Origin of the sequence: Serratia sp. JSRIV001, assembly GCF_019968745.1 — a bacterium.
GTDB classification, from domain to species: Bacteria; Pseudomonadota; Gammaproteobacteria; order Enterobacterales; family Enterobacteriaceae; genus Chania; species Chania fonticola_B.
This window is the reverse complement of the sequence record NZ_CP074147.1, coordinates 2,180,442-2,204,353: the sequence shown is the minus strand read 5'-3', so window position 1 is coordinate 2,204,353 and position 23,912 is coordinate 2,180,442. Positions and strand designations below refer to the sequence as shown.

Here is a 23,912-nt window from a genome sequence, read left to right as displayed (position 1 = left end):
GATGAATAATTCCACCATGCTGTTTCTATTACTGCTGACGCCGCTGGCCTTCTCGCTGTTGACCTTTGCTTGTCGGTTGCTGGGCAATGCGGCACGGGCCTGCGTTACGCTGCTGCACTTTGTCGGTATCATGCTGCTGCTGGCGATTTCCCTGTGGGTGGTGATGCAAGTGTACCAGCAAGGCGATATTCTGGCTGCCGGGCGCTGGCTGCACCTGGATAGCCTCAGCGCCCTGTTCCTGGCGATCCTCGGCATCATCGGCTGCCTTACCGGGCTTTACTCTATTGGCTATATGCGCCATGAGGTCGATGAAGGCGAGATATCGGTAGCGACGCTGTGCCACTACTACGGCTTCTTCCATCTGTTCCTGTTCACCATGCTGCTGGTGATCACCAGCAATAACCTGATCCTGATGTGGGCGGCCATCGAAGCCACCACGCTCAGCTCGGCGTTTCTGGTGGGGTTGTACGGGCAGAGTTCCTCGCTGGAGGCGGCCTGGAAGTACATCATTATCTGTACCGTCGGGGTGGCCTTCGGACTGTTCGGTACCATTCTGGTATACGCCAACGCGGCCAGCTTTATGCCCGATCCCAACGACGCCATCTTCTGGACGGAAGTGCTCAAGCACGCCACGCAGTTGGATCCGATGCTGATGCATCTGGCGTTTGTGTTCATCCTGATTGGCTTTGGCACCAAAACCGGGCTGTTCCCGATGCATGCCTGGCTACCGGACGCCCACAGTGAGGCACCAAGCCCCACCAGCGCCCTGCTCTCTGCCGTGCTGCTCAACTGCGCGCTGCTGATCATTATCCGTTACTACATCATTATCAGCACCACGCTGGGCCATGACTTTACCGGCACGCTGTTGATGGTGTTTGGCTTCCTCTCCGTCGCGGTGGCGGCCTTCTTTATTCTGGTGCAGCGCGATATCAAACGGCTGCTAGCCTACTCCAGCGTAGAGAACATGGGGCTGATCGCCGTGGCGATCGGCATCGGTGGTCCGCTGGGTATTCTGGCGGCGCTGCTGCATACCCTGAACCACAGCCTGGCAAAAACCCTGCTGTTCTGCGGCTCCGGCAACGTACTGCTGAAGTACGGCACCCGCGATATTACCGTGGTGAAAGGGATGCTGAAATGCATGCCGTTCAGTGCCGTGCTGCTGGCCGGGGGGGCCTTGGCGCTGGGCGGTATGCCGCCGTTCAACATTTTCCTCAGTGAGTTTATGACGGTCACCGCCGGGCTGGCGGCTGGCCATATTACGTTGACCATCGTCTTGTTGCTGCTGCTGACGGTGGTGTTGGCCGGTTTGGTCCGCATGGTGGCCAGCGTGCTGTTCGGCGACAAGCCAGAAGAGGTCAACAAAGGCGAACTGGGGATACTGACGACCTTACCGATGCTGATCCTGCTGGTATTGATGCTGGTAATGGGCACCCATATCCCGCAACCGGTCAGCCGACTGCTGGAAAACGCGGTCCACATCGTGATGAACAACAAGCCTGGCACTCATGCCCAGCCACTGAGCTGGCCATGGGCCGTTCAGAATCATTCCTCTGCGGCCGAACCTCAGGCAGGAGAAGTAAAGTGAGCTACGAAACCCACGTATTGACCCTCAACAACGACGAGAAACTCGGCAAAGGCTACCTGGCCAAAGTGCGCGAGAAGTTCCCCTCCGCCCTGCTGGATGCCGAGTGGCAAACCGCCAACCAGGTCACCATCACGGTCAAGCTGAACTCATTACCCGAGATTGTGGAATACCTCTATTATCAGCTAGGCGGTTGGTTGCCGGTGCTGTTTGGCAATGACGAACGTACCTTGACCGGGGACTTCGCCGTCTACTACGTGCTGTCGATGGAGGAAGGAGAAAAGTGTTTTATCACCGTCAAGGCTCAGGTTAGCGCCATCACGCTGGAGTTTCCGTCGGTTACCCCACGCGTTCCCGCCGCCGTGTGGGGCGAGCGTGAAATCCGCGATATGTACGGTTTGATCCCAGTAGGGTTGCCGGACGAGCGCCGTCTGGTGCTGCCGGACGACTGGCCAGACGATCTGTACCCGCTGCGTAAAGACACCATGGATTACCGCCAGCGCCCTGAGCCAACCACCGATGTGGAAACCTACCCGTTTGAAAATGCGGCCACCGGCGAGTCGCGCGTGGTGCCGATCGGGCCAATGCACATTACCTCCGACGAGCCAGGGCATTTTCGCCTGTTTGTTGACGGCGAGCGCATTGTCGATGCCGACTATCGGCTGTTCTACGTGCACCGAGGCATGGAGAAGCTGGCCGAAACCCGTATGGGCTATCAGGAGGTCACCTTCCTTTCCGACCGGGTCTGCGGGATCTGCGGCTTTACCCACAGCGTGGCCTACACCACCTCGGTGGAAAATGCGTTGGGGATCTATGTACCACCCCGCGCCCATGCCATCCGCAGCATTCTGCTGGAGGTCGAACGGCTGCACAGCCACCTGCTGAACATCGGGCTATCCAGCCACTTTGTCGGTTTCGATACCGGCTTTATGCAGTTCTTCCGCGTGCGTGAAAAGTCGATGACCATGGCGGAGCTATTGACCGGATCGCGTAAAACCTATGGGCTCAACCTGATCGGCGGCGTGCGCCGCGATATCCTCAAAGAACAGCGAGTTAAAACCATCAAGCTGATCCATGAGATGCGCGCAGACGTGACGCAACTGGTTGAGATGCTGCTCGCCACGCCGAATATCGAGCAGCGCACCAAAGGCATTGGCCTGTTGGATCGGCAGATCGCTCGCGACTACAGCCCGGTGGGGCCGATGATCCGCGCCAGCGGCTTCAAACGCGATATGCGCTTTGACCATCCTTATGCCAACTACGGTTCGTTGCCGAAAACGCTGTTCACCTTCGACGGCTGCGACGTGTATTCACGAGTGATGGTACGCGTGCAGGAAGTGCTGGATTCGCTGGCGATGATCGAATACGGCCTGGATAACCTGCCGGGCGGCCCGCTGCTCACCGAAGGTTTCCGCTACCAGCCGCACAAGTTTGCCTTGGGCTATGCCGAAGCCCCGCGCGGTGAAGATATCCACTGGAGCATGCTGGGGGATAACCAGAAACTGTTCCGCTGGCGCTGCCGGGCGGCCACCTACGCCAACTGGCCGGTGCTGCGTTATATGCTGCGCGGTAATACGGTTTCCGATGCCCCGCTGATTATCGGCAGCCTCGATCCCTGCTACTCCTGTACCGACCGCGTCACGCTGATCGATATCAACAAGCGCAAAGCGAAGACCGTACCGTACAAGGAGATTGAACGCTACGGGATCGAACGCACCCATTCACCGTGCAAGTGAGGGAGGCAGCATGCTGAAACTGTTTAAAACCATCCTGAAGGCCGGTGAAGTCACGGTGAAATACCCGTTTAAGCCGCTGGAAGTGTGCCCGGGGTTTCGTGGCAAGCCAGAGTACGATCCTGAGCAGTGTATCGCCTGTGGTGCCTGTACCGTGGCCTGCCCGGCCAATGCATTAACCATGGAAACTCATGAGGCCAGCGGCGAACGAGTCTGGCAGTTGTTCATTGGCCGTTGCATCTTCTGCGCACGCTGTGAAGAAGTTTGCCCGACGCGAGCGATCCAGCTGTCGGAAGAGTTTGAAATGGCGGTGATGCACAAACCCGATCTGTATATCCGCGCCACCTTTACCCTACTCAACTGCCGCAGTTGCCAGCAGCCCTTTACGCCAACCAAATCGGTGGATTACGCCCTGGCGTTACTGGCCCACGCGGGTATGGGCACCGACGGCATTGAGGCCTTACGGCCCCAGTTCGAGACCTGCCCCGCCTGCAAACGTAAACAGGCCCTGAGCCAGCATCGGCCGATGAAACTGAGCCAGCCGGCGGGAGCGAAATAATATGACGATGCCCGATATCAAGGTCAATCATCACCGCAGTACGCCGATCACCGTTGATGAGCAGACCGCCAAACTCAAAAGCAAGCTGCTGAAGGATATCAAACGCTCGGCCTACGTTTATCGCGTGGACTGCGGCGGCTGCAACGGCTGTGAGATCGAGATCTTCTCCGCCATCACGCCGGTATTTGATGCCGAGCGTTTTGGCATCAAGGTGGTCCCCTCACCGCGCCATGCCGATATTCTGCTGTTTACCGGCGCAGTCACCCGGGCCATGCGCGTACCAGCACTCCGAGCTTACGAGTCGGCACCCGACCCGAAAATCTGTATTTCTTACGGGGCCTGCGGCTGTGGCGGCGGGATTTTCCACGATCTGTACTGCGTCTGGGGCGGCAGCGAATCTATCGTGCCGATTGATGTGTGGATCCCCGGTTGCCCACCGACGCCTGCCGCTACCCTCTACGGCTTTGCCGTGGCCCTGGGCCTGCTGGAGCAAAAGCTGAAGGGCGAAAACCACCTTGAGCAGGTAGACGAAAAGGCAGCATTGCTGCTGCCAGGCATCCCACTGCATACCCGCGTACTGATTGAACGCGAGGCACGCCGTCTGGCGGGCTACTACCAAGGCCGTATGATCAGTGACCGCTTTCTCTCCCTGTTGGCCGGTGCCAGCATGGATGCGGCCACTTTGCGCCTGGAAGAATGGTTGAAACAGGAAAACGACCCTCGTCTGCGCGAGATTGTCGCTTGCCTGGTTGACTGCCTGCAACAGGAGCTGACCCATGCAAAATGAAGGTAAGGCGGTGTTCTGGTCGTTACGCCAGAAGTTTCTTGATAGCGATGACGACATGCCTGCCCAGGCGCAGCAGGTGATGTATTACTCGCTGGCGATTGGCCATCACGTGGGGGTAATTGACTGCCTGAACACCGAGTTGAGCTGCCCATTGCCGCAATATCAAGCCTGGGTTGAGCTGTTCCCGGAAGGTGAGGCCCAACGCAAGATGCGTGGCCTGCTGACCTTTGGCGAAATCACCATCGACTCCACCCACACCAGCCTACTGGCCAATGCCTTGGCCCCGTTGATTGATAGCCAACCAGCGCCCTTTAGCGAATGGAGTACCAAGCTGCTCGGCCTGCTCGCCGAGATTGAGCGCGAGCCTGCTATCTATCTGATTGTGAAAAAGGTGACGACCCCATGAATGTCGTCCTTACCGTAGGCAATAGCATGATGGGTGACGACGGTGCCGGGCCATTGCTGGCCGAAATGATGGCTGACGCGCCAATCGAGGGTTGGATCGCCGTCAACGGCGGTTCCACCCCCGAAAACGTCACGCATCAGATCCGCGATCTTAAGCCCAGCCGGTTGGTGATTGTCGATGCCACCGATATGGAGCTGGCTCCTGGCGAAATCCGTATCGTCAATCCTGACGATATTGCCGAGATGTTCTTTATGAGCACCCACAATATGCCGCTCAATTTCCTGATCGACCAGCTACGTGAGGATATTGAGGAAGTGATATTTCTCGGCGTTCAGCCAGACGTGGTGATGTTTTATTTCCCGATGACGGAGAAAGTGACACAGGCGGTACGGGCGATTTATCAGCGGTTATCAATATGGGATACGGGAGAAGGTTTTGAGCAGTTGTAAACCTCTGCCAATGATTATCGAGTAATACAGGCGTGCCATTAATCCACATCAAGTCAGCGTGGCACAATTTATGCTTCAAATAAGTGAGACACATTTTTCGTCACCGGGGAGATTTTCAGGCCCAGTGGCGTGTTGAGCAATGTCGAACAGGTTTAAACAAGGAGTGCTGGAGATGAAAACAGTCATCACGGTCTGCCCCTATTGCGCTTCAGGTTGCAAAATCAACCTGATAGTCGACAACGGCAGGATCGTTAAGGCCGAAGGCGCTAACGGCGTGACCAATCAGGGCGAGCTATGCCTGAAAGGGTATTACGGCTGGGATTTCGTTCACGATACCAAGATCCTGACGCCACGGCTGAAAACGCCGATGATCAGGCGGGAACGAGGTGGCAAACTGGAGTCGGTGTCCTGGGAAGAGGCCATTGAGTTCGCCAGTTCACGCCTGCTGGCCGTTAAAGAGAAATACGGCCCGAATGCGATTATGACGACCGGTTCCTCACGTGGGCCCGGTAACGAAGCCAACTATGTGATGCAGAAATTTGCTCGCGCCACCGTCGGTACCAACAATATCGACTGTTGCGCACGCGTCTGACACGGCCCCTCGGTTGCAGGTCTGCAGCGATCGGTCGGTAACGGCGCCATGAGTAACTCAATCTGCGAGATTGAGGATACCCAGTGTATTTTTGTCTTCGGCTATAACGCCGCGGACTCACATCCTATTGTCGCCCGCCGCATTCTCAAGGCGAAGGAGAAAGGAGCCAAAGTCATTGTTTGCGATCCGCGCTATATCGAAACGGCGCGTATTGCGGATATCCATTTACCGTTGAAAAACGGTTCCAACATCGCCCTGATCAACGCGCTCGCTCATGTGATGATTGAGGAGAACCTATACGATCAGGCGTTTGTTGAGCAGCATACCGAGCAGTTCGATGAGTATCGCGCCATCGTGGCGGACTACCCACCGGAGTCGGTTGAAAAAACCACGGGCCTCACCGCCCAGCAAATCCGTGAAACGGCACGCATGTATGCCAGCGCGCCGACGGCCACCATCCTGTGGGGCATGGGCGTCACCCAGTTCTATCAGGGCGTGGAAACCGTGCGAGCGCTGACCAGCCTGGCGATGCTGACCGGTAACCTGGGCAAGCCGAACGTCGGGGTTAACCCGGTGCGCGGGCAGAATAACGTTCAGGGTGCCTGTGATATGGGCGCGTTGCCAAACACCCTGCCCGGCTATTTCCAGGTCACGGATGCCGAGGCACGGGAAAGGTTTGCCAACGCATGGGGGATCGACGCGATGCCAGCCGAGATCGGCTATGCGTTGAGCGAAGTGCCGCACAATATCGACCATGGCAAACTCAAAGCGCACTACATCATGGGGGAAGATCCGCTGCAAACGGAGCCGGATTTAGCCACCATCCGTAGAACCTTTGAGAAGCTGGATTTGCTGATTGTGCAGGATATCTTCATGACCAAAACCGCCGCAATTGCCGACGTTGTTTTCCCGGCAACCTCCTGGGGCGAGCATGAAGGGGTGTATACCGCGGCAGACCGCGGCTTCCAACGCTTCTATAAGGCGGTGGAGCCGGTGGGCGATGTGAAGACGGACTGGCAGATCATCAGCCTGATGTCGACGGCCATGGGTTACCCGATGCACTACAACAACACGCAGGAAATCTGGGACGAACTGCGCGAGCTGTGCCCACTCTACTATGGCGCTACCTACGAGAAGATGGTGGATCTGGCCTACATTCAGTGGCCATGCCCAACGTTGGATCACCCAGGTACCCCTTATCTGTACGAAGGCGGGGAATTCTCTCGGCCCGGTGGCAAAGCAGAGTTCTTTACCTGTGAATGGGCTCCGCCGATCGATCAGCTCAGCGATGAGTTCCCGTTCGTGCTGTCGACGGTACGCGAAGTGGGCCATTACTCCTGCCGTTCGATGACCGGCAACTGTAAGGCACTGGTCGCGTTGGCCGATGAACCAGGCTATGTACAGGTCAACTCGGAAGACGCCGCACGGCTAGGGATTGAGGATCAGGCCTTGGTGTGGGTACGTTCACGTCAGGGCAAAGTCATTACCCGTGCCAACGTCAGCGAACGTCCTAACCGGGGTGCGATCTACATGACCTACCAATGGTGGATCGGTGCCTGTAACGAGCTGGTGGCGGAAAACCTCAGCCCGATAACCAAAACGCCGGAATACAAATACTGTGCCGTGCAGATTGAGCCAATTAAGGATCAAGGGCAGGCAGAACACTATGTTCAGCAGGAGTACAGCAAGATCAAACAGCGCCTCCGCGAGGCCGCTGCGGGCTAATCTGTAAAAGCCGAACCCCAGGGACGAGGTTCGGCTTTCCACGCATCTCTCACCACCCGCTATTCATCCTCACACTTCTGCCAGTGGCTGCCATACTAAAATTCCCAATAGACGATTTATCCCGTGGCTCACACCCCCGCACAATACCCCCTTACTTTATAAAGGATTGATCGTTTTCAACGATCGGTCTGATCTTATTGATCTGTACAACCAATTATCTTTGTCTTTCCGCCACCTATAAGATCGCCTTTTATCGTTCTCTGGGATATATCAGCAAAATATGACGTTCGCGATGAGTGCTGGCAAGGCCGTGTTACCTGACCGTCGCTTGCCCAACGGACTACTGCACCGCGATCGGGTACAGCGCATCCTGGTGATCAAGCTGCGTCACTTTGGTGATGTCCTGCTAACTACCCCGTTGCTCAGTACGCTGCGCGCCAATTACCCCAACGCCCTGATTGACGTGCTGGTGTATGACGGTACCGAGGCGATGCTGGCGGGCAATCGGGATGTCTATCTGACCTATACCGTCGATCGCAGCCTAAAACGGCAGAGCTGCAAGGCACAGTATCGCGGTGAGCAAGCCCTGTGGAACAGTCTCAACACTGGCCACTACGACCTGGTGATTAATCTGTCCGACCAGTGGCGGGCGGCGTTGTATTGTCGCTTTCTCAAACCGACGTTCAGCCTGGGGTTTGCTTACCCCAAGCGTAATAACCGGCTGTGGCGGGCTTGTCATTCGTTGTTGGTGCCGGTGGACGGACATAACCAACGGCACACCGTGCTCAATAACCTCTCGATTCTGTCCCCATTGGCCTTACCCACCTTGGAAACCAAGGTGACCCAGGCTTACCGGCAGCGCGATGTCGATGAGATTGACCGCCTCAGCCAACATCATCACCTGACGGATTTCGTGCTGATCCAGCCTACTGCGCGCTGGGCGTTCAAAACCTGGTCGGTGGCGGGATTCACACGGGTTATCGATCATCTCACCGCCAGCGGAGAAACCGTGGTGCTGACCTGCGGGCGTTCTGCCGATGAGATCGCCCTGATAGCCACTATTCTGGCCCACTGCGCCATGCCACAACGGGTGGTCAATCTGGCCGGTCGCCTGGACCTGCCGGAGCTTGCCGTCTTGATCGATCGGGCGAAGCTGTTTATCGGGGTGGATTCGGTAGCGATGCATATGGCCGCCGCCCTGCAGACGCCTTCCGTCGTGCTGTTCGGCCCCAGCAATCTGCAACAGTGGTCGCCCTGGCAGGCTCCGCACATCCTGTTATGGGCAGGCAACTACCGCTCATTACCCCACCCCGACGAGGTGAACACCGCTACCCCGGAACGTTATCTGGACGCCATTCCCGCCAGTGAGGTTATCCGGGCCATAAACCGCCAGCTCACCTGCTTGGAAATCCCAACTTCCCGCACGGTGAATGACACCGTGTTTAATTAACCCTGATTTGAGCCACTCCATGCCATCCACCGAACCCTATTCCGTATCGTTACTCTCCCCTGCCCGCTTTCGGCTATTTGGCTTCACGGCATTTTTGCTCGGCGTATCCCTGCCGACCTCCAATGCGCTGATGAATGCTTCGCTGGTGTTAGCGGCGCTATGTCTGCTGTGGCAGCGTGACTTTCGCCACCTGATGCCTTTGCTCAAACAACCGCTGGTATGGCTGCCCGCATTGATGTTTGCACTGCTGGCCGCCTCGTTATTGACCCAGCACCACGAATACGGCCCGAAGATGGTCGGCAAGTATCAAAAGCTACTGTTTGTGTTGCCCTTGGCACTGTTCTTTATCACCGACTCCAGGCTTATCACCCGCTTTATCAGCGGTTTTCTGATCGCCAATGCCGTGATACTGGCGATCAGCCTGATTTCGGGGGTCGGGCATGTAACGCTGGGTGGCCTCGATCCACAGAATCCAACGGTGTTTAAACTGCAGATAACCCAGAACGTGTTTATGGCGTTTGCTGCATTGATATGGCTAACCCGTGCTTTTGCGCAATCAGGTGTGCTGCGTTGGTGCTATGGGGCATTGGTTCTACTGGCAACGGCGAACGTACTGCTGATGGTACAGGGGCGTACCGGCTATGTGGCGCTATTGGTCGGCGTGGGGCTTTGGTTACTGCTGACGCTACCCCGCTGGCAGCGGCTGGGGGTACTAGCCTGTGGTTTGCTGCTGGCCATTATGCTGATTTTTATCCCCAATAGAGCGACGGAGCGCCTGACGCTCGGCCTTGCTGAGGTACGCAATTGCGTGTTGGCCCCGGCAGAGCAGGCCTATCAGGCTTGCGACAACTCGATGGGACAGCGCACCGCCTTTGCCCGCGAATCGCTGCGCCTGATAAAACAGGCCCCACTGCTGGGTAACGGGGCCGGGAGTTTCTGGTATGGTAATGCGCAGACCGGTTACGGCGTGCATAACCCGCACAATGAATACCTGCTGGAAACGGTACAAAATGGCTTGCTGGGGCTGGCGCTGTTTCTGGGGTGGATGTGGTGCTGCTTCCGAGCAGCCTGGCGGCAACCAACAGCCTGCCGCAACCTGCTGGTTGCCGTGCTCGGTAGTTATCTGGCCTGCCACCTGTTCAACTCGTTCCTGCTCGATTCCGCCGAGGGGCATCTGTTTATGGTGTTGGCTGCCGTGCTGGCAGGCTACCGAGTTGCTTCGTCCCAGCCAGATCCTGCTCGACGTTAAGGTCTGTGGAAATGCCGTCACTGGCTGACCGGTACTGCAATGCAGGACCGGTCAGCGATGCTTAGGTTATTTCCTTTTCGCTGACAATGACTTTTGACACCAGGCCATAGTCGATCGCTTCTGCCGCTGGCATCCAAAAATCGCGCTCAATATCGTGCAAAACCTTTTCCAGCTTCTGCCCGGTTTGGCTGGCGATCAAGGCCGCGATCCTTTCCCTGATGCGGATAATTTCTCTGGCCTGAAGTGCCACATCGGTAGCCTGACCGCCAATACCGCCGCTAGGCTGGTGGATCAGAAAACGGGTATTGGTCAAACAGAAGCGGCGTTCCTTGGGGACCGCCAAGAACACATTAACTGCGGCGCTCCCTACCCAACCGCTGCCGATCATATTGACAGGGGCACTAATAAAGCGGACGACATCGTGGATCACATCACCCGACTCTACATGGCCGCCTGGTGAACAAATCAGGAAATTAATCGGCTCGCAAGCCTCGTCGGACAGCGCCACCAGTTGCTTGACGACATTGTAGGCCACCGTGTCGTTGATTTCCCCAAACAACAAGATAGTTCGCGACTTGAAGGTTCTCTCGTCCAAAAAGCCATCGCGCTGAGGGGGACTTATTGCCGTTTTTTCTGCCATCTTATACCTCGTCTGTTTTATGGATCGTCCCCGCCATCAAGCTCGGGGTCCGTGGTTAGTGCAGCACTTTACTCAACCGGATGACTAATGACTGGTGAGCGAGTAGCCCTGAATTCTGGCGCCAGAGTCGCCAGGGCCAATATCGCCAAGCCGGCACCAATCCATAATGCTCCCGGTAAGCCCAGTCCTGCGCTGATACCTACTCCGCCAATCCAGGAACCAACCATAACACCCAGCATAATGCAGGCCGTATGTACCGAATTAACCAACATGTTGTTCCGGCCAACCCGCGCGCCACGCGTCACCAAAGCTGGATTCATCGACACCCCCGTCAGGCCAATCACCACCAGCGCCGCCACGGCAACCGCTTTGATTTGGCCGAACATGGCAAAGATAACCATAGCAGCAATCGTTGCCACCAGGCCGACAACAATCACCGCGATGGTATGCGCATCAGCCAGCCGGCCCACGATAGTGTTCCCTACCAGCGTTGCAAGGCCGTAGATGACGAGCAGGAGTGGCACCTTTGCCGGTGAGAAGCCGCTGATATCGGTCAGGATCGGTACGAAGTAGGTGAAGCCAGCGAAAGTCGCGCCAATAAGCAGCAGGCTGGTTGCGTAGATCCCCCACAGTTTACCGCTTTTGAACGCGGCCAATTCCGATCTCAGCGATGACGTACCTGATGGCGCTGGCATCGCTGGCATCACCTTCATGACCAGCAGCCCAACCAGTAAGGCAATGACGGCCACGGCCATGAAGCTCACGCGCCAGCCGAACCATTCCCCCAGCAAAGTCGCGCCTGGCAGACCGAACACGGTCCCCACCATTAAACCGCCGAGGACTACTGACGCCGCCCGGGCAAACAGCTTCTGGTCAACAAGTTCAGCGCAGGTTGTCAGTGCCACACCGAAGAACGCCGCAGCGGCAATACCGGTGATGACCCGTGCAACAACCATGATGTTATAACCTTGCGCCATAGAACCAATGACTTGGCCAACGATGAACAAGGCAATTAACCCGAGCAACGCATTTTTCCGGGAGACTTTGAGTAGACCCACCGTCAGCAGTGGTCCACCAATAGCCATCGTGCCAGCATAGATCGTCACCAGATAGCCAATGGCCGAAAATGACACGTTAAACTCCGCCGATAATTCAGGCATTAATCCTGAAACCATATATTCGCTGGTCGTGAGCGCGAAAATGCCAGCACTGAGCAGATAAACTATAAAAGACATGGTAATTAACCCTCCCGTAATTCAGTGATGGAAAAAATGAGAGATATCGCCATGCATAAGAGGATGCCAATACTGGTTACATAGGTCATAAGGACTTCCTTGTCATTGTTATCTTACCAATTAATAACGAAATTAATTCACAACAAAACATTAACAATCTATACGCCTGAATATTCCCCCTGTCAAATTAAGTGATAATCCGCTGTACGCTTGATCGGCTGGTTCAAAAGTCACTTAATTAATTGAACGAGAAAATATAATTCAGAATAATATTCATTATTTTTATATTTCTTTTCCAGGCTTGATCCGCCCTATATAGCCAGGAATTTCTTTTGCAGGTTTGCGAGAGCTGGCGAATGGAGCCCTCAATAAGCAAATGTGTAAGGTTGATAGCCGCTGTACGAGGCCTAATCCAATGCCGGAAAAACGCCGATGATGTGGTGCCCCCTTTTTCTCCAAAGATTTAAGAGGAAGATGTAAAATGCCCTCTTAAATCCCGGAAGAAGATACGGCTTGTCTTGGGTTAATTCAGTTTGGCTTTGGAAAAATCACTGCCCATCAAGCTGACGCTATAGCCACTAACGTTGCTGCGCGTGGCATAGAAGGTTTTGCCATTCGCCAGCGCTATCCACGGAGCCTGCTGGTAGAAGATTTCCTGCGCCTGACCGTAGAGTTTTGCACGTTCGGCAGGGACGCTAGTCAACCTGGCCTGCTGTACCAGACCATCATAGGTTTTATCGCACCAGCGCGCGGCATTCGAGCCGGTTTTGATGCTGTTGCAACCCAGCAGCACCTCGGCAAAGTTATCCGGATCGCCATTATCAGACATCCAGCCAAACAGCGCGGTGTCATGCTCGCCCTTACGCATACCGGCGAGATACTCTCCCCACTCGTAAGAGACGATTTTCGCCTTCACGCCAACCTTTTCCCAGTCGCTTTGCAGCATTTCCGCAATACGCTTGGAGTTCGGGTTATACGGGCGCTGCACCGGCATTGACCACAGCGTGATCTCAAAGCCTTTTTCCAGCCCGGCCTGTTTCAGCAACGCCTTGGCTTTTTGCGGATCGTAGCCGTAATCCTGCAGGTCTTTATCAAAGCCCAGCATATTTGGCGGCAACGGCGATTTCGCCACCGTGGCAGAACCTAAAAATACCGCGTTAACTATCGCCTTTTTGTCAGTCGCGTAGTTTAGGGCTTGGCGTACCAACACGTTATCTAGCGGTTTTTTCTCGGTGTTAAACGCCAGGTAACCGACGTTCAGTGCATCCACCTTATGTAGGGTCAGGTCTTTGTTTTTATTGATTTCATCAAACTGTACCGGAGCCGGCGCGGGGATAATCTGGCACTCGTTGGTCTGGAGTTTCGCCAGGCGCGTCTGTACGTTCGGCGTTATGGAGAAGATCAGATGCTTGGTCGGCACCTCTCCATCCCAGTAATTAGGGTTGGCAGCATAGCGGATCAGTGAATCGACTTTATACTGCTGCAAAACGTAAGGGCCGGTGCCGATTGGCCAGGTATCCACGTATTCTGGCGTGCCTTTTTTCAGCATCGCATCGGCGTATTCGGCAGAAAGGATCGACGCAAAGTCCATCCCCCAATCTGCCAGAAACGCGGCGTTCGGCTCGCTGAGAACAAACTGAACGTGGTAATCGTCCAGCTTTTTCACTTCCTTAATCAGCGTATCCAGACCTACGTCGTGGAAATATTCGTAATTGCCCTGCGAAACCTTATGGTATGGGTGATTGGCATCTTTCTGGCGTAACACCGAAAACACTACGTCGTCAGCATTAAAATCGCGGGTCGGCTTGAAGTTTTTGTTGCTGTTGAATTTCACCCCTTGGCGCAGGGTAAAGGTGTAGGTTTTGCCGTCTGGGGAAATTTTCCATTCGGTTGCCAATGACGGCGTTGGCGTGTTGTTAACCGGATCGAAATTGATTAAACGGTTATACAGCACCTGCGAGCTGGCAACGAACGTTGGGCCAGAGCTGGCAATCTGCGGGTTGAACGACTCCGGTGACGCCTCGGAGCAATAAATCAGCGTATCGTTGGCTGCCGCCATGGCAGCACTTGCCGGTAAGAGTGTGCTCAGCGCCAGCGCGAGCAGCGTTTTCCCTGTAGACATGGTCATCGCCTTGTTTGACTTTTTTCAGGCGACAATCTCAGCACGGACGGGGAACCCAGGCAAATAACCAATTGCTCTCAGGTTATGCCAAAACCGTTGTTTTTGCTGTTTTATTCAGCTAAACGGGCGCAGCAATGCCACGCCCCAACAAAGTGAACACCCTTAGCTCAGCAGTAGCCCATCATCATCCAGCTTTTCGCCACGAGTTTTCTCAAACATCGCCAACAGATCGGTAACCTGCATGTTCGCCCGTTGCTCACCGACAACATCCAGCACCACCCGCCCCTGGTGCAACATCACGGTTCGATGGCCATGATCCAAAGCCTGGCGCATGGAGTGCGTCACCATCAGTACCGTCAATTGCTGCTCGGCGACAATGCGGTCGGTCAGCGCCAGCACAAAAGCCGCCGTTTTAGGATCGAGCGCGGCGGTATGCTCATCCAGCAAGAGCAAACGAGAAGGCTGTAGCGACGCCATCAACAGACTGACCGCCTGACGCTGCCCGCCAGACAGCAGGCCCATGTGATCCCCTAAACGATTCTCCAGCCCCAGTTCCAACGTGGCCAACTTGTCTCGGAATAGCTGCCGCTGTTTGCTCTTGACCGCTCGCTGAAATCCTCGCGTTTGACCGCGCTGCAGAGCCAGTGCCAGATTCTCCTCAATGCTCAGCCCCTCACAGGTTCCCGCCAGTGGATCCTGGAATACACGGGCAACCATACCGGCACGACGCCAGGCGGGCATCAGGGTAACGTCCTGTTCATCAATAAACACTTGGCCGCGATCGGGGGTAATATCACCGCTGACCGCATTGAGCAGCGTAGACTTCCCTGCCCCGTTACTGCCAATGACCGTCACAAACTGCCCTGCCTCAATGTTCAAAGACAGGCCACGTAATACCGGGTTCTCCAGCGGGGTTCCAGGGTTAAAGGTTTTAAACAACTGCTCGGCACGCATCATGATGGCTGCCTCCCCCGCTTGCTTTTCAATTTTTGTTTCAACTTCGGCAGGACCAGCGCCAACGTAACCAGTAGCGCGGTGATCAGATTCAGATCCTGCGCCTGCAAGCCGATAAAGTCTGCATTCAGGGCCAGTGCGATCATCAGGCGGTACAGCAACGCCCCTAACAGGGTTGCCATAGTGATCAGGAACAGGCTACGGGCAGGCAACAGTGTCTCACCAATGATCACCGCCGCCAGCCCGACGACGATGGTGCCGATCCCCATGGAGATATCCGCGCCCCCCTGAGTCTGTACGTACAGCGCCCCCGCCAGCGCTATCAGCGCATTGGACACCGCCATGCCGATCACCGTCAGCCGACTGGTCGCAATCCCCTGAGCGCGCGCCATGCGCGGATTCGCTCCGGTAGCCCGCAGCGCAAGGCCGACTTCTGAGGTCAGGAACGCGTCGAGCGCCAGTTTGACGACGACGACCACCACCAACAGCAATAACGGCTGGATCAGCCAGGCGTTGTCCTCAACCTGGCTGATGAAAGGAGTGAAAACGCTGGGTAAGCCGATCAGGGCCAGGTTTGGCGCGCCCATAATGCGCAGGTTGATGGAATACAGGGCAATCATCACCAAAATGCTGGCCAGCAGTTGCAAAATACCGAGCCGCACGTGCAGCCAGGCCGTCAAACAGCCGGCACCGGCACCCGCGATAGCCGCCAGCAAACACGCCAGCCAGGGATTATAACCGCTGACAATCATCACCGCGGCAACCGCGCCCCCTAAAGGGAAGCTGCCATCGGCCGTCAGATCGGGAAAATTGAGCAAGCGAAAGGAGATCAATACGCCCAACGCGACCAGCGCAAAGATCAGGCCGATCTCCAAAGCGCCCATCAGGGAAATTAACGACATGCGTACCTCATAAACAGCTTGGCCCGCCACCTGCGGCAGGCCATTTACACCCGATGTAAACCATCATTCAACGCAGATCGTTATTTGATGACTTCTTGTGCTGATTGCACCAGTTCCGCTGGCAGAGTGACACCCTGCTTCTGGGCGGCGGCAGGGTTCACGCTCAGGCTGAGCTTATTGCCTACCTCAGGAGCTATTGCACCTGGCTTCTCGCCCTCTAACAGACGGACGACGATTTTACCGGTCTGGCGGCCCAGATCGTAATAACTCATCCCCAACGCCGCAGCTGCACCACGTTTGGCAACGCTATTGTCACCGGCGATCAACGGGATTTTAGCCTGATTGGCAATGCCGACCAGCGACTCGTAGGTGGAGATAACGTTGTTATCGGTATTGGTGTAGATCACGTCGACTTTGCCTACCAGGCTTTTGGCCGCTGGGGCTACGTCGATGGTACGTGCGGCAGGGACCTCAACCAGCGTCATCCCGCGTTTGGTTAATTCATCTTTCAGCTCTTTGACCACCACCGTCGAGTTGACTTCCCCTGGGCTGTAGACCATACCGACCCGCTTGGCATCGGGTTTAACCTGCAAGATCAGATCGACCTGCGGGCCAATGGCGACGCTGTCTGAAACGCCGGTAACGTTGGTGCCACTCGGCTGCCAGCTACTGACCAGCTTGGCCGCTACCGGGTCGGTTACCGTGGTAAACACCACCGGAATGGTCTTGGTAGCCGCCACCACGGACTGCGCCGCAGGCGTTGAAATCGCCACTATCGCATCGGGCTTGTCACCGATAAATTTACGCGCAATCTGCCCAGCGGTGGCCGTATTTCCCTGCGCGCTTTGGAACTGGACCTTGACCTTATCCTTGTCATACCCCGCAGCCTTTAGCTCATCAATCACCCCATCACGGGTGGCATCCAATGCCGGATGGTCAACGATAGAGAGGATCGCCACGGATTTCGGCGCAGCCGCGTAACTGCTGACAGCAAATAAAGCGGCGGCGAGAGCTACAAAAATATTTTTATTATTCAAAGGCATGGTCATATCCTTTTCAAGTTGGCGTGGGTGCCAGAGGGGGTGATTAATCATCCTAGCACAGTGTTTTACCGCCATCTATCGGATAACGTTTTGTTATCATGTGGTTAACATACAGAATGAGAAGAAAACACTCGGGCCGGTTACATGGGGCAGTGATTCGGGTCACAATCCGCCACTGTTGGCCTCTCGTTGTTCGATGCGTAGGCCATTAAACAGCGCCCACAACCCGCGTAGCGAGCGGGTAATGGGCACCGATAAGAACACATTAACCGCGGCGCTCCCTACCCAACCGCTGCCGATCATATTCACCGGAGCGCTAATAAATCGGATGACATCGTGGATCACATCACCCGATTCTACATGGCCGCCAGGTGAACAAATCAGGAAATTAATCGGCGCGGAGGACTCGTCAGACAACCCCAGCAGCCTTGCAACAGTCACCAGCCAGCCGGTAAATAACCAAACAGTGACGCAATTGCATAGACCGCACTTCCCAGATACAGCAGTACAATACTCACCTGCAACAGCGGATGCGTGATCCAGTTACATTGCCAGAGCGGTACCCGGTCGCCATTTTTGCGGGCGCCCCGCAAAATCAGTATCGGCATGATCGACAAGATCACGCCACTGAAGACACCGGCGAAATACAACGCATTGACGAAAGAAACCAGACCACTGTAAGCCAGCGCGAACGGTGGCAAAACGACCACCATCAACACGCCGAAGCGTCGCAACGGCCGTTCGTCGTCCCCCAACCTGAACTTATCGAAAACATTACTCACGAAGCTGCCGCCCAACCCCCAGTAGGATGTCAGCATGGCACATAGCGCAAAGATATTGGCAGAGAAGAAAGCCCATTGGCCGAGCGCCTGCCCCCACGAGATCGTCGCCACGTCAGAAATATTACCCAACCCACTGAGCGCGATCACCGACATCGGCACCACTGCCAACAGCACAAAAGTCGTTACCATCCCGACAATAATGGCCTTGGGAAGTTGTTCTGGCTTATTCGCAAAACCACGCGCCATCTCAGGCACAATATATTGGGCAGAAAAACAGAACACCACCACACTGAACACGGGCACCATAAAGAGCCAATCACCGTCAAGCAGGTTGCGCATCTGGGTGGTCTCTTTCAATAGCGTCGCGATAACCAGAGCGCTCAACATGACAACCATGCCGATACTGATAAACTTTTCGCCACGACCAATGGCCTTCAAGCCGAGATACAGAACCAACGCCGCTGGGATAAAAAACAGCAGGCTGCCGAGCGCAGGCGAAATGCCGAGCAGGGATTGCAATAATTTGCCGCTACCAGACATGTAAGCGGTAAGCGCGCCGATACTATTGACACATACTGAAGCGAACATGACCCATGAAGCAAAACCGCCGACATAGCGCTGGGCCAAGCCGCTTAGCTGCAGATGTTCTCGGGTACGAAGGGTGGATTCAGCGACATACAGCATAGAGATGGTGGTTACACAGCCAACCAGTACCAACCAGAATAGCAAAGGTAAATAACCTGCTTTACTGGAAGCGTACGCGATAGAAAGCACGCCTGCACCGATATTAGTGCCGACGATCATTGCGACCCCTTCAAGAAAAGTCAGTGATTTGACGGGTGCAAGAGTCCGTTCCCCTGCGGCTAATGCCGGGGAAATGCCGATGTTTTCGCAAGACACATATCATCCTTTGATACCCGGTAGCGTTAATGACCAGGAAAAGTTAGCGTCTAGAGGGTTGGCTGTTACTTTTCATTCACAAAAATGAAACAACCTCACTTGGTTATACAGTGTACGGCCCTATAAACGAGTGCCAATCACGATTACTTGAGGGATCCAATTGTGTTCTTTAAGGGGGAATTATTATTGCAGCGATTCAGCGAACAGCATGATGGCAAGCGGCATCGCGGCTTTATGAGGCGAGCCGCACCAGCGATCTTTGTGCTTCGGGCGATTATTGTCTGGCTGGTGTGTACGAGGATTTTTGCAGGACGTGATCAGAGGGCATAAAAAAGTGTGGGAAAGTCGTCAAATGGTTCGCCTGCTGAGGTTAGGATAACCAGCATCATTTCATAACAATCCCATTATATCAGCCCTATTCCGTCACTACCCGTCAGCCCTCTGATTTTACAGGCTCATCGTTTTTGCCGTCAGCTTTTGTGCTCAATGGATAAAAACGCCATGAGTTTTTAAACAGCAAATTGCCATGAATTAGAATGACATTTTGTTCAATAAATCTCAGGAATATGTTTCAAAGGATAGTCTGGTGACTGATATTTTCCGATTTCGCGTTTAGGCAGTTTAATCTTCATTTTTGGCAACCGCTTGTAGGGAATATGCTGCAAAAAATGGTGGATAACATTTAGTCGAACCCGTTTTTTGTCTTCTGAATTAGCAACAAACCAGGGAGCCCAAAGGCTGTCTGTGGCAGCAAACATGTCGTCCCTGGCTCGGGAATAGTCGTCCCAGAGTTCGAAAGAACGGATATCTATCTCTGAAAGCTTCCATGTCTTGCGGCCATCATCAATACGTGCACGCAGTCGACGCTCTTGTTCCTTTGGGCTTACATCCAGCCAGTATTTGATGAGAATTATGCCAGACTCCACCATTAATCGTTCCACCATCGGAACCGTCTCCAAAAATTGATGCGTCTGCTCTGGCGTACAAAAACCCATAACTCGCTCGACGCCAGCTCGGTTATACCAACTACGATCGAAGATAACGACCTCTCCTGCTGCTGGCATGTAAGGCATGTAGCGTTGCAGGTACATTTGGGTTTTTTCACGTTCGGTTGGGGCAGGAAGGGCAACAACACGGAACACTCGTGGACTGACTCTTTCGGTCAGTGCTTTTATCGTACCGCCCTTGCCAGCCCCATCGCGTCCCTCAAACACGATGCAAACTTTCAGCCCCTTGGCAATCACCCAGCTTTGTAAATGGACAAGTTCTTCGTGTAACAACCTGAGCTCTTGCTGATATTTTTTTTCCGGGATTTTTACCGTGCCTTTTCCTTGTGGCACACGTTTGCCTGATATGCGCTTGGGGTTCTTTTCTTTTGCAAGACTGGCATCGGGTACGATTTTGTTTTTCTTTCCGTTAGTCATGAAGTTACCCCACAATATCATCAATATGACGCTAGCCAGACGTTGAACGTCCCCTCACAGCGCTTGGAGGGCTGCGTATGCAGGACGGATAAGGAGTCAGGAGCCGATGAGCAACCACGTGGTCTCATCTCATACCATATCGTAGTTGTTATTTCTTCATGCTGCGAACGGAAGGCCGCTTCATTATGTCTACTGTTGTTGGAAAAGTTGCATTGGTCACGGAGAGAAACAAGCTGTTGATGGAGGAACAAATAGCTAAATAACTTGCATACCGTCCTATCCCTACCTTTGGCCGATATGGAGCGGATGGTATATTTACTGGATAGCATAAAACGAAAAACCCCAAGCCTTTTGAGCTTGGGGTCATTCATAATATGGCGGAGGAGCAGAGATTCGAACTCTGGAACGGTTTCCCGTCGACGGTTTTCAAGACCGTTGCCTTCAGCCACTCGGCCACCCCTCCGTAATGCAGCGAACTATAAACACAGCCGATCCCGTTGTAAAGCCTGAAACCGTTCAACCGAACGAAAAAACGGCACCTGCAAGCTGACCGATGAAGAAATCAACAATCAGGGGGCAGCAATACCCTAGTAGTCACGTAGGGTAAAGAATGGTAAACAAACTTTAATCAATGGCTTGCACTGCACTATCATCATGATCAATTTTGTGATGACCTGATAAGAGAGATCATATGGACCGCATTGTCGTCTCATCCTCCTCGCGCGACTCTTTGCTAAGCACGCATAAAGTCCTGCGTAACACCTATTTTCTGCTGTCGTTAACGCTGGCCTTTTCCGCACTGACCGCAACCGCCAGCACCATGCTGGGCTTACCGGCTCCTGGGCTGCTGTTAATGCTGGTCGGCTTTTATGGTTTGATGTTCCTGACCCATAAGCTGGCCAATAGCCCTGCCGGTATTCTGGCAGCCTTCGCCTTCACTGGCTTTATGGGCTACGCCCTTGGCCCGATCCTGAGCTCGTTCCTGAACGCTGGCGCGGGTGACCTGATCATGTTGGCGCTGGGTGGTACCGCAGTGGTGTTCTTCTGCTGCTCGGCCTATGTGCTGACCACCCGTAAAGACATGTCGTTCCTGTCTGGCATGATGATGGCGGGCTTCGTAGTGCTGCTGGTGGCGGTTATCGCCAACCTGTTCTTGCAGATCCCTGCCCTGCACCTGGCCATTAGCGCACTGTTTATTCTGTTCTCTGCCGGTGCCATGTTGTGGGAAACCAGCAACATCATTCATGGCGGTGAAACCAACTATATCCGTGCCACCGTCAGCCTGTATGTTTCGCTGTACAACATGTTTATCAGCCTGCTGAGCATTCTGGGCTTCGCCCGCAGCAACTGATACAGCACTTTGTTTTGACCTGAGCCCCGCAATGCGGGGCTTTATTTTTGCCGGAGCAAAAGTTTGCTAGACTGTGGCCCGCAATGAATTACCGATCACCGAGGCTGTATGTTGGAGTTTGAAGGTCAGACGATTGAAACTGACGCCCAGGGCTACCTGAAAAACAGCGCCGACTGGCACGAAGGGCTGGCCCCACTGTTAGCGGCACAGGAAGAGATTGAACTGAGCGAAGCGCATTGGGAAGTCGTACGCTTTGTGCGTAGCTTCTATCAGGAATTTAATACCTCTCCGGCCATTCGCATGCTGGTCAAGGCGATGGCGCAAAAATACGGCGAAGAGAAAGGCAGCAGCCGCTACCTGTATCGCCTGTTCCCGAAAGGCCCGGCCAAACAGGCGACCAAGATCGCCGGGTTGCCAAAACCGGTGAAGTGTATCTAGCTACGGGTTAATAGCGAATACTGAAGCCCTTATATTCGGCAACCCCACGCGGTTCCACCAGCACGCGGTCAACGCGGGCGCTACGTGGGCCGCCGCTTTTCAGCCACGCCATCAGTTGGTCAACGGCCTGTTGTTCGCCACAGGCCAGCACTTCCACGCTACCATCATCCAGATTACGCGCATAGCCAGTTAACCCCAAAGCCGTAGCCTGGTGTTGAGTGTTATAGCGAAATCCTACCCCCTGCACCACACCATAGACATACGCGGCAATACAAACTTGTGTCATAATCGGCTCCTGATCGATTTCATTACAGGCATTCTCTGCGCTGATGCCCAGAGTGTGTCACTCTTTTTTCTCTATCTGGCAGCATACTTAATTATGACCGCACGCTTGATCCTTGCCAAAGGACGTGAAAAGTCCTTACTCCGTCGCCATCCGTGGATTTTCTCTGGCGCTGTTCTCCGTGTCGAAGGTAAAGCCCAGTCCGGCGAAACCATCGATATCCATGACAGCCAGGGCAAATGGCTGGCACGCGGTGCCTATTCACCAGAATCGCAGATTCGCGCACGCGTCTGGACCTTCAAGCAGGACGAAGAAATTGATATCGCTTTCTTTATCAGCCGCTTGCAGCAGGCACAGAGCTGGCGTGATTGGGTCGCAAAGCGTGACGGGCTGAACGGTTATCGCCTGATCGCCGGTGAATCTGACGGTATGCCGGGGATCACCATCGATCGCTTCCAGAACTTCCTGGTTTTACAGTTACTGTCCGCCGGTGCCGAATATCAGCGCGCCCCGCTGCTTTCTGCTCTCCAGCACTGCTACCCAGAATGCGCGATCTACGATCGTTCAGACGTTGCCGTACGTAAGAAAGAGGGCTTGCCGCTTACCCAAGGCCCGGTGCTGGGCGATCTTCCCCCGGCCCTGCTACCGATCACCGAGCACGGTATGAAACTGCTGGTGGACATTCAACAAGGCCACAAGACCGGTTTTTATCTCGATCAGCGTGATAGCCGCCTGGCTGCGCGTAACTATTCCGCAGGCCGACGCGTGCTCAACTGCTTCTCGTACACCGGCGCTTTCGCGGTGTCTGCCTTGATGGGCGGGTGTGAGCAGGTCATTAGCGTAGATACATCGCAGGCCGCGCTGGATATCGCCAAGCAGAACGTCGAACTGAACCAGTTGGATTTGAGCAAGGCCGAGTTTGTACGTGATGACGTATTCCAACTGCTGCGCAACTACCGCACGCAGGGTGAGAAATTCGACCTGATCATCATGGATCCACCGAAGTTTGTCGAAAACAAAAATCAGTTGGCCAGCGCCTGTCGCGGTTATAAAGACATCAATATGTTAGCCTTCCAGTTGCTGAACCCGGGTGGCATTCTGCTCAGCTTCTCCTGCTCTGGCCTGATGCCGACCGATCTGTTCCAGAAAATTTTGGCCGATGCTGCCGTAGATGCCGGGCGTGATGTACAATTTGTAGAGCAGTTCCGACAGGCTGCCGACCACCCGGTGATTGCGACTTATCCTGAAGGCTTGTATCTGAAAGGGTTTGCCTGCCGGGTGATGTAACTTGAAATGCGCTGTTTTT

General features: G+C 54.6%; 22 protein-coding genes and 1 tRNA gene. 12 read left to right on the top strand and 11 right to left on the bottom strand.

The genetic code is table 11. The annotated features are described in order from the left end of the window. The first annotated feature begins 1 nt into the window (after nt 1). The 9 genes from KGP17_RS09980 (at nt 2) to KGP17_RS09940 (ending at nt 10,532) form a co-directional block, all read left to right on the top strand. Nucleotides 2-1,585, top strand: coding sequence for a hydrogenase 4 subunit F (locus KGP17_RS09980; protein WP_223499627.1), 1,584 nt, complete (start codon nt 2-4; stop codon nt 1,583-1,585). After that, entirely contained in the window at nt 1,528-3,318 is a 1,791-nt protein-coding gene (locus tag KGP17_RS09975; RefSeq protein ID WP_172413960.1) for an NADH-quinone oxidoreductase subunit C, read from the top strand. Before KGP17_RS09980 ends, KGP17_RS09975 begins: the two co-directional genes overlap by 58 nt. Before the next feature lie 10 nt (nt 3,319-3,328). Then, nucleotides 3,329-3,874, top strand: coding sequence for a hydrogenase 4 subunit H (hyfH, locus tag KGP17_RS09970; RefSeq protein ID WP_223499235.1), 546 nt, complete (start codon nt 3,329-3,331; stop codon nt 3,872-3,874). Between the two features lies 1 nt (nt 3,875). Next, nucleotides 3,876-4,661, top strand: coding sequence for an NADH-quinone oxidoreductase subunit B family protein (locus KGP17_RS09965; RefSeq protein WP_223499234.1), 786 nt, complete (start codon nt 3,876-3,878; stop codon nt 4,659-4,661). Next, nucleotides 4,651-5,067 (top strand): formate hydrogenlyase maturation HycH family protein, encoded by a 417-nt coding sequence (locus KGP17_RS09960; RefSeq protein ID WP_021804853.1) that lies wholly within the window; start codon nt 4,651-4,653, stop codon nt 5,065-5,067. The genes KGP17_RS09965 and KGP17_RS09960 overlap by 11 nt, the downstream gene beginning before the upstream one ends. Continuing rightward, on the top strand, nt 5,064-5,516 hold the full coding sequence (gene hycI / locus KGP17_RS09955) for a hydrogenase maturation peptidase HycI (RefSeq protein WP_179247928.1): 453 nt from the start codon (nt 5,064-5,066) through the stop codon (nt 5,514-5,516). The genes KGP17_RS09960 and hycI overlap by 4 nt, the downstream gene beginning before the upstream one ends. Nucleotides 5,517-5,688: 172 nt before the next feature. Continuing rightward, nucleotides 5,689-7,833, top strand: coding sequence for a formate dehydrogenase subunit alpha (gene fdhF / locus KGP17_RS09950; RefSeq protein WP_223499233.1), 2,145 nt, complete (start codon nt 5,689-5,691; stop codon nt 7,831-7,833). Between the two features lie 280 nt (nt 7,834-8,113). After that, a complete protein-coding gene (rfaQ, locus tag KGP17_RS09945; protein WP_209527699.1) occupies nt 8,114-9,283 on the top strand; it encodes a putative lipopolysaccharide heptosyltransferase III in 1,170 nt (389 codons plus the stop codon). Nucleotides 9,284-9,302: 19 nt separating this feature from the next. Next, nucleotides 9,303-10,532, top strand: coding sequence for an O-antigen ligase (locus KGP17_RS09940; protein ID WP_223499232.1), 1,230 nt, complete (start codon nt 9,303-9,305; stop codon nt 10,530-10,532). Between the two features lie 61 nt (nt 10,533-10,593). Here the strand turns inward: KGP17_RS09940 and KGP17_RS09935 are convergent, their stop codons facing one another. The 10 genes from KGP17_RS09935 to KGP17_RS09890 form a co-directional block, all read right to left on the bottom strand. Then, nucleotides 10,594-11,172 carry an ATP-dependent Clp protease proteolytic subunit gene (locus tag KGP17_RS09935; RefSeq protein ID WP_059200429.1) on the bottom strand — a complete coding sequence of 193 codons (579 nt, stop codon included), beginning with the start codon at nt 11,170-11,172 and terminating at the stop codon, nt 10,594-10,596. Nucleotides 11,173-11,240: 68 nt separating this feature from the next. Then, nucleotides 11,241-12,407 (bottom strand): MFS transporter, encoded by a 1,167-nt coding sequence (locus KGP17_RS09930; RefSeq protein ID WP_223499231.1) that lies wholly within the window; start codon nt 12,405-12,407, stop codon nt 11,241-11,243. A gap of 523 nt (nt 12,408-12,930) precedes the next feature. Then, the gene (locus KGP17_RS09925) at nt 12,931-14,529 is read right to left on the bottom strand and encodes an ABC transporter substrate-binding protein (protein WP_059200427.1); all 1,599 of its coding nucleotides are present in this window, start codon (nt 14,527-14,529) and stop codon (nt 12,931-12,933) included. 162 nt (nt 14,530-14,691) lie between these two features. Further along, a complete protein-coding gene (locus tag KGP17_RS09920; protein WP_021178434.1) occupies nt 14,692-15,486 on the bottom strand; it encodes an ABC transporter ATP-binding protein in 795 nt (264 codons plus the stop codon). Then, the gene (locus KGP17_RS09915) at nt 15,483-16,385 is read right to left on the bottom strand and encodes an ABC transporter permease (protein WP_021178435.1); all 903 of its coding nucleotides are present in this window, start codon (nt 16,383-16,385) and stop codon (nt 15,483-15,485) included. The genes KGP17_RS09920 and KGP17_RS09915 overlap by 4 nt, the downstream gene beginning before the upstream one ends. Nucleotides 16,386-16,465: 80 nt before the next feature. Beyond that, nucleotides 16,466-17,428 carry an ABC transporter substrate-binding protein gene (locus tag KGP17_RS09910; protein ID WP_024485282.1) on the bottom strand — a complete coding sequence of 321 codons (963 nt, stop codon included), beginning with the start codon at nt 17,426-17,428 and terminating at the stop codon, nt 16,466-16,468. A gap of 162 nt (nt 17,429-17,590) precedes the next feature. Further along, the gene (locus KGP17_RS09905) at nt 17,591-17,869 is read right to left on the bottom strand and encodes an ATP-dependent Clp protease proteolytic subunit (protein ID WP_223499230.1); all 279 of its coding nucleotides are present in this window, start codon (nt 17,867-17,869) and stop codon (nt 17,591-17,593) included. Further along, nucleotides 17,866-19,014, bottom strand: coding sequence for an aromatic amino acid transport family protein (locus KGP17_RS09900; protein WP_371822189.1), 1,149 nt, complete (start codon nt 19,012-19,014; stop codon nt 17,866-17,868). The genes KGP17_RS09905 and KGP17_RS09900 overlap by 4 nt, the downstream gene beginning before the upstream one ends. Before the next feature lie 644 nt (nt 19,015-19,658). Next, entirely contained in the window at nt 19,659-20,534 is an 876-nt protein-coding gene (gene ppk2 / locus KGP17_RS09895; protein WP_209522261.1) for a polyphosphate kinase 2, read from the bottom strand. Between the two features lie 375 nt (nt 20,535-20,909). Beyond that, nucleotides 20,910-20,997, bottom strand: a tRNA-Ser gene (locus KGP17_RS09890). 228 nt (nt 20,998-21,225) lie between these two features. Here KGP17_RS09890 and yccA point away from each other — a divergent pair. Both yccA and tusE read left to right on the top strand, forming a co-directional pair. Next, entirely contained in the window at nt 21,226-21,885 is a 660-nt protein-coding gene (gene yccA, locus KGP17_RS09885) for an FtsH protease modulator YccA (protein ID WP_021181987.1), read from the top strand. A 108-nt stretch (nt 21,886-21,993) separates the two neighbouring features. Then, nucleotides 21,994-22,323: a sulfurtransferase TusE gene (gene tusE, locus KGP17_RS09880; protein ID WP_024485653.1), complete on the top strand. Its 330-nt coding sequence runs from the start codon at nt 21,994-21,996 to the stop codon at nt 22,321-22,323. A 7-nt stretch (nt 22,324-22,330) separates the two neighbouring features. On the opposite strand, the gene yccX is transcribed toward tusE, so the two are convergent. Beyond that, nucleotides 22,331-22,609 carry an acylphosphatase gene (yccX, locus tag KGP17_RS09875; protein WP_021181988.1) on the bottom strand — a complete coding sequence of 93 codons (279 nt, stop codon included), beginning with the start codon at nt 22,607-22,609 and terminating at the stop codon, nt 22,331-22,333. Nucleotides 22,610-22,702: 93 nt separating this feature from the next. Here yccX and rlmI point away from each other — a divergent pair, with 93 nt between their 5' ends. Beyond that, nucleotides 22,703-23,893 carry a 23S rRNA (cytosine(1962)-C(5))-methyltransferase RlmI gene (rlmI, locus tag KGP17_RS09870; RefSeq protein ID WP_021804868.1) on the top strand — a complete coding sequence of 397 codons (1,191 nt, stop codon included), beginning with the start codon at nt 22,703-22,705 and terminating at the stop codon, nt 23,891-23,893. The last annotated feature ends 19 nt before the right edge of the window (nt 23,894-23,912 follow it).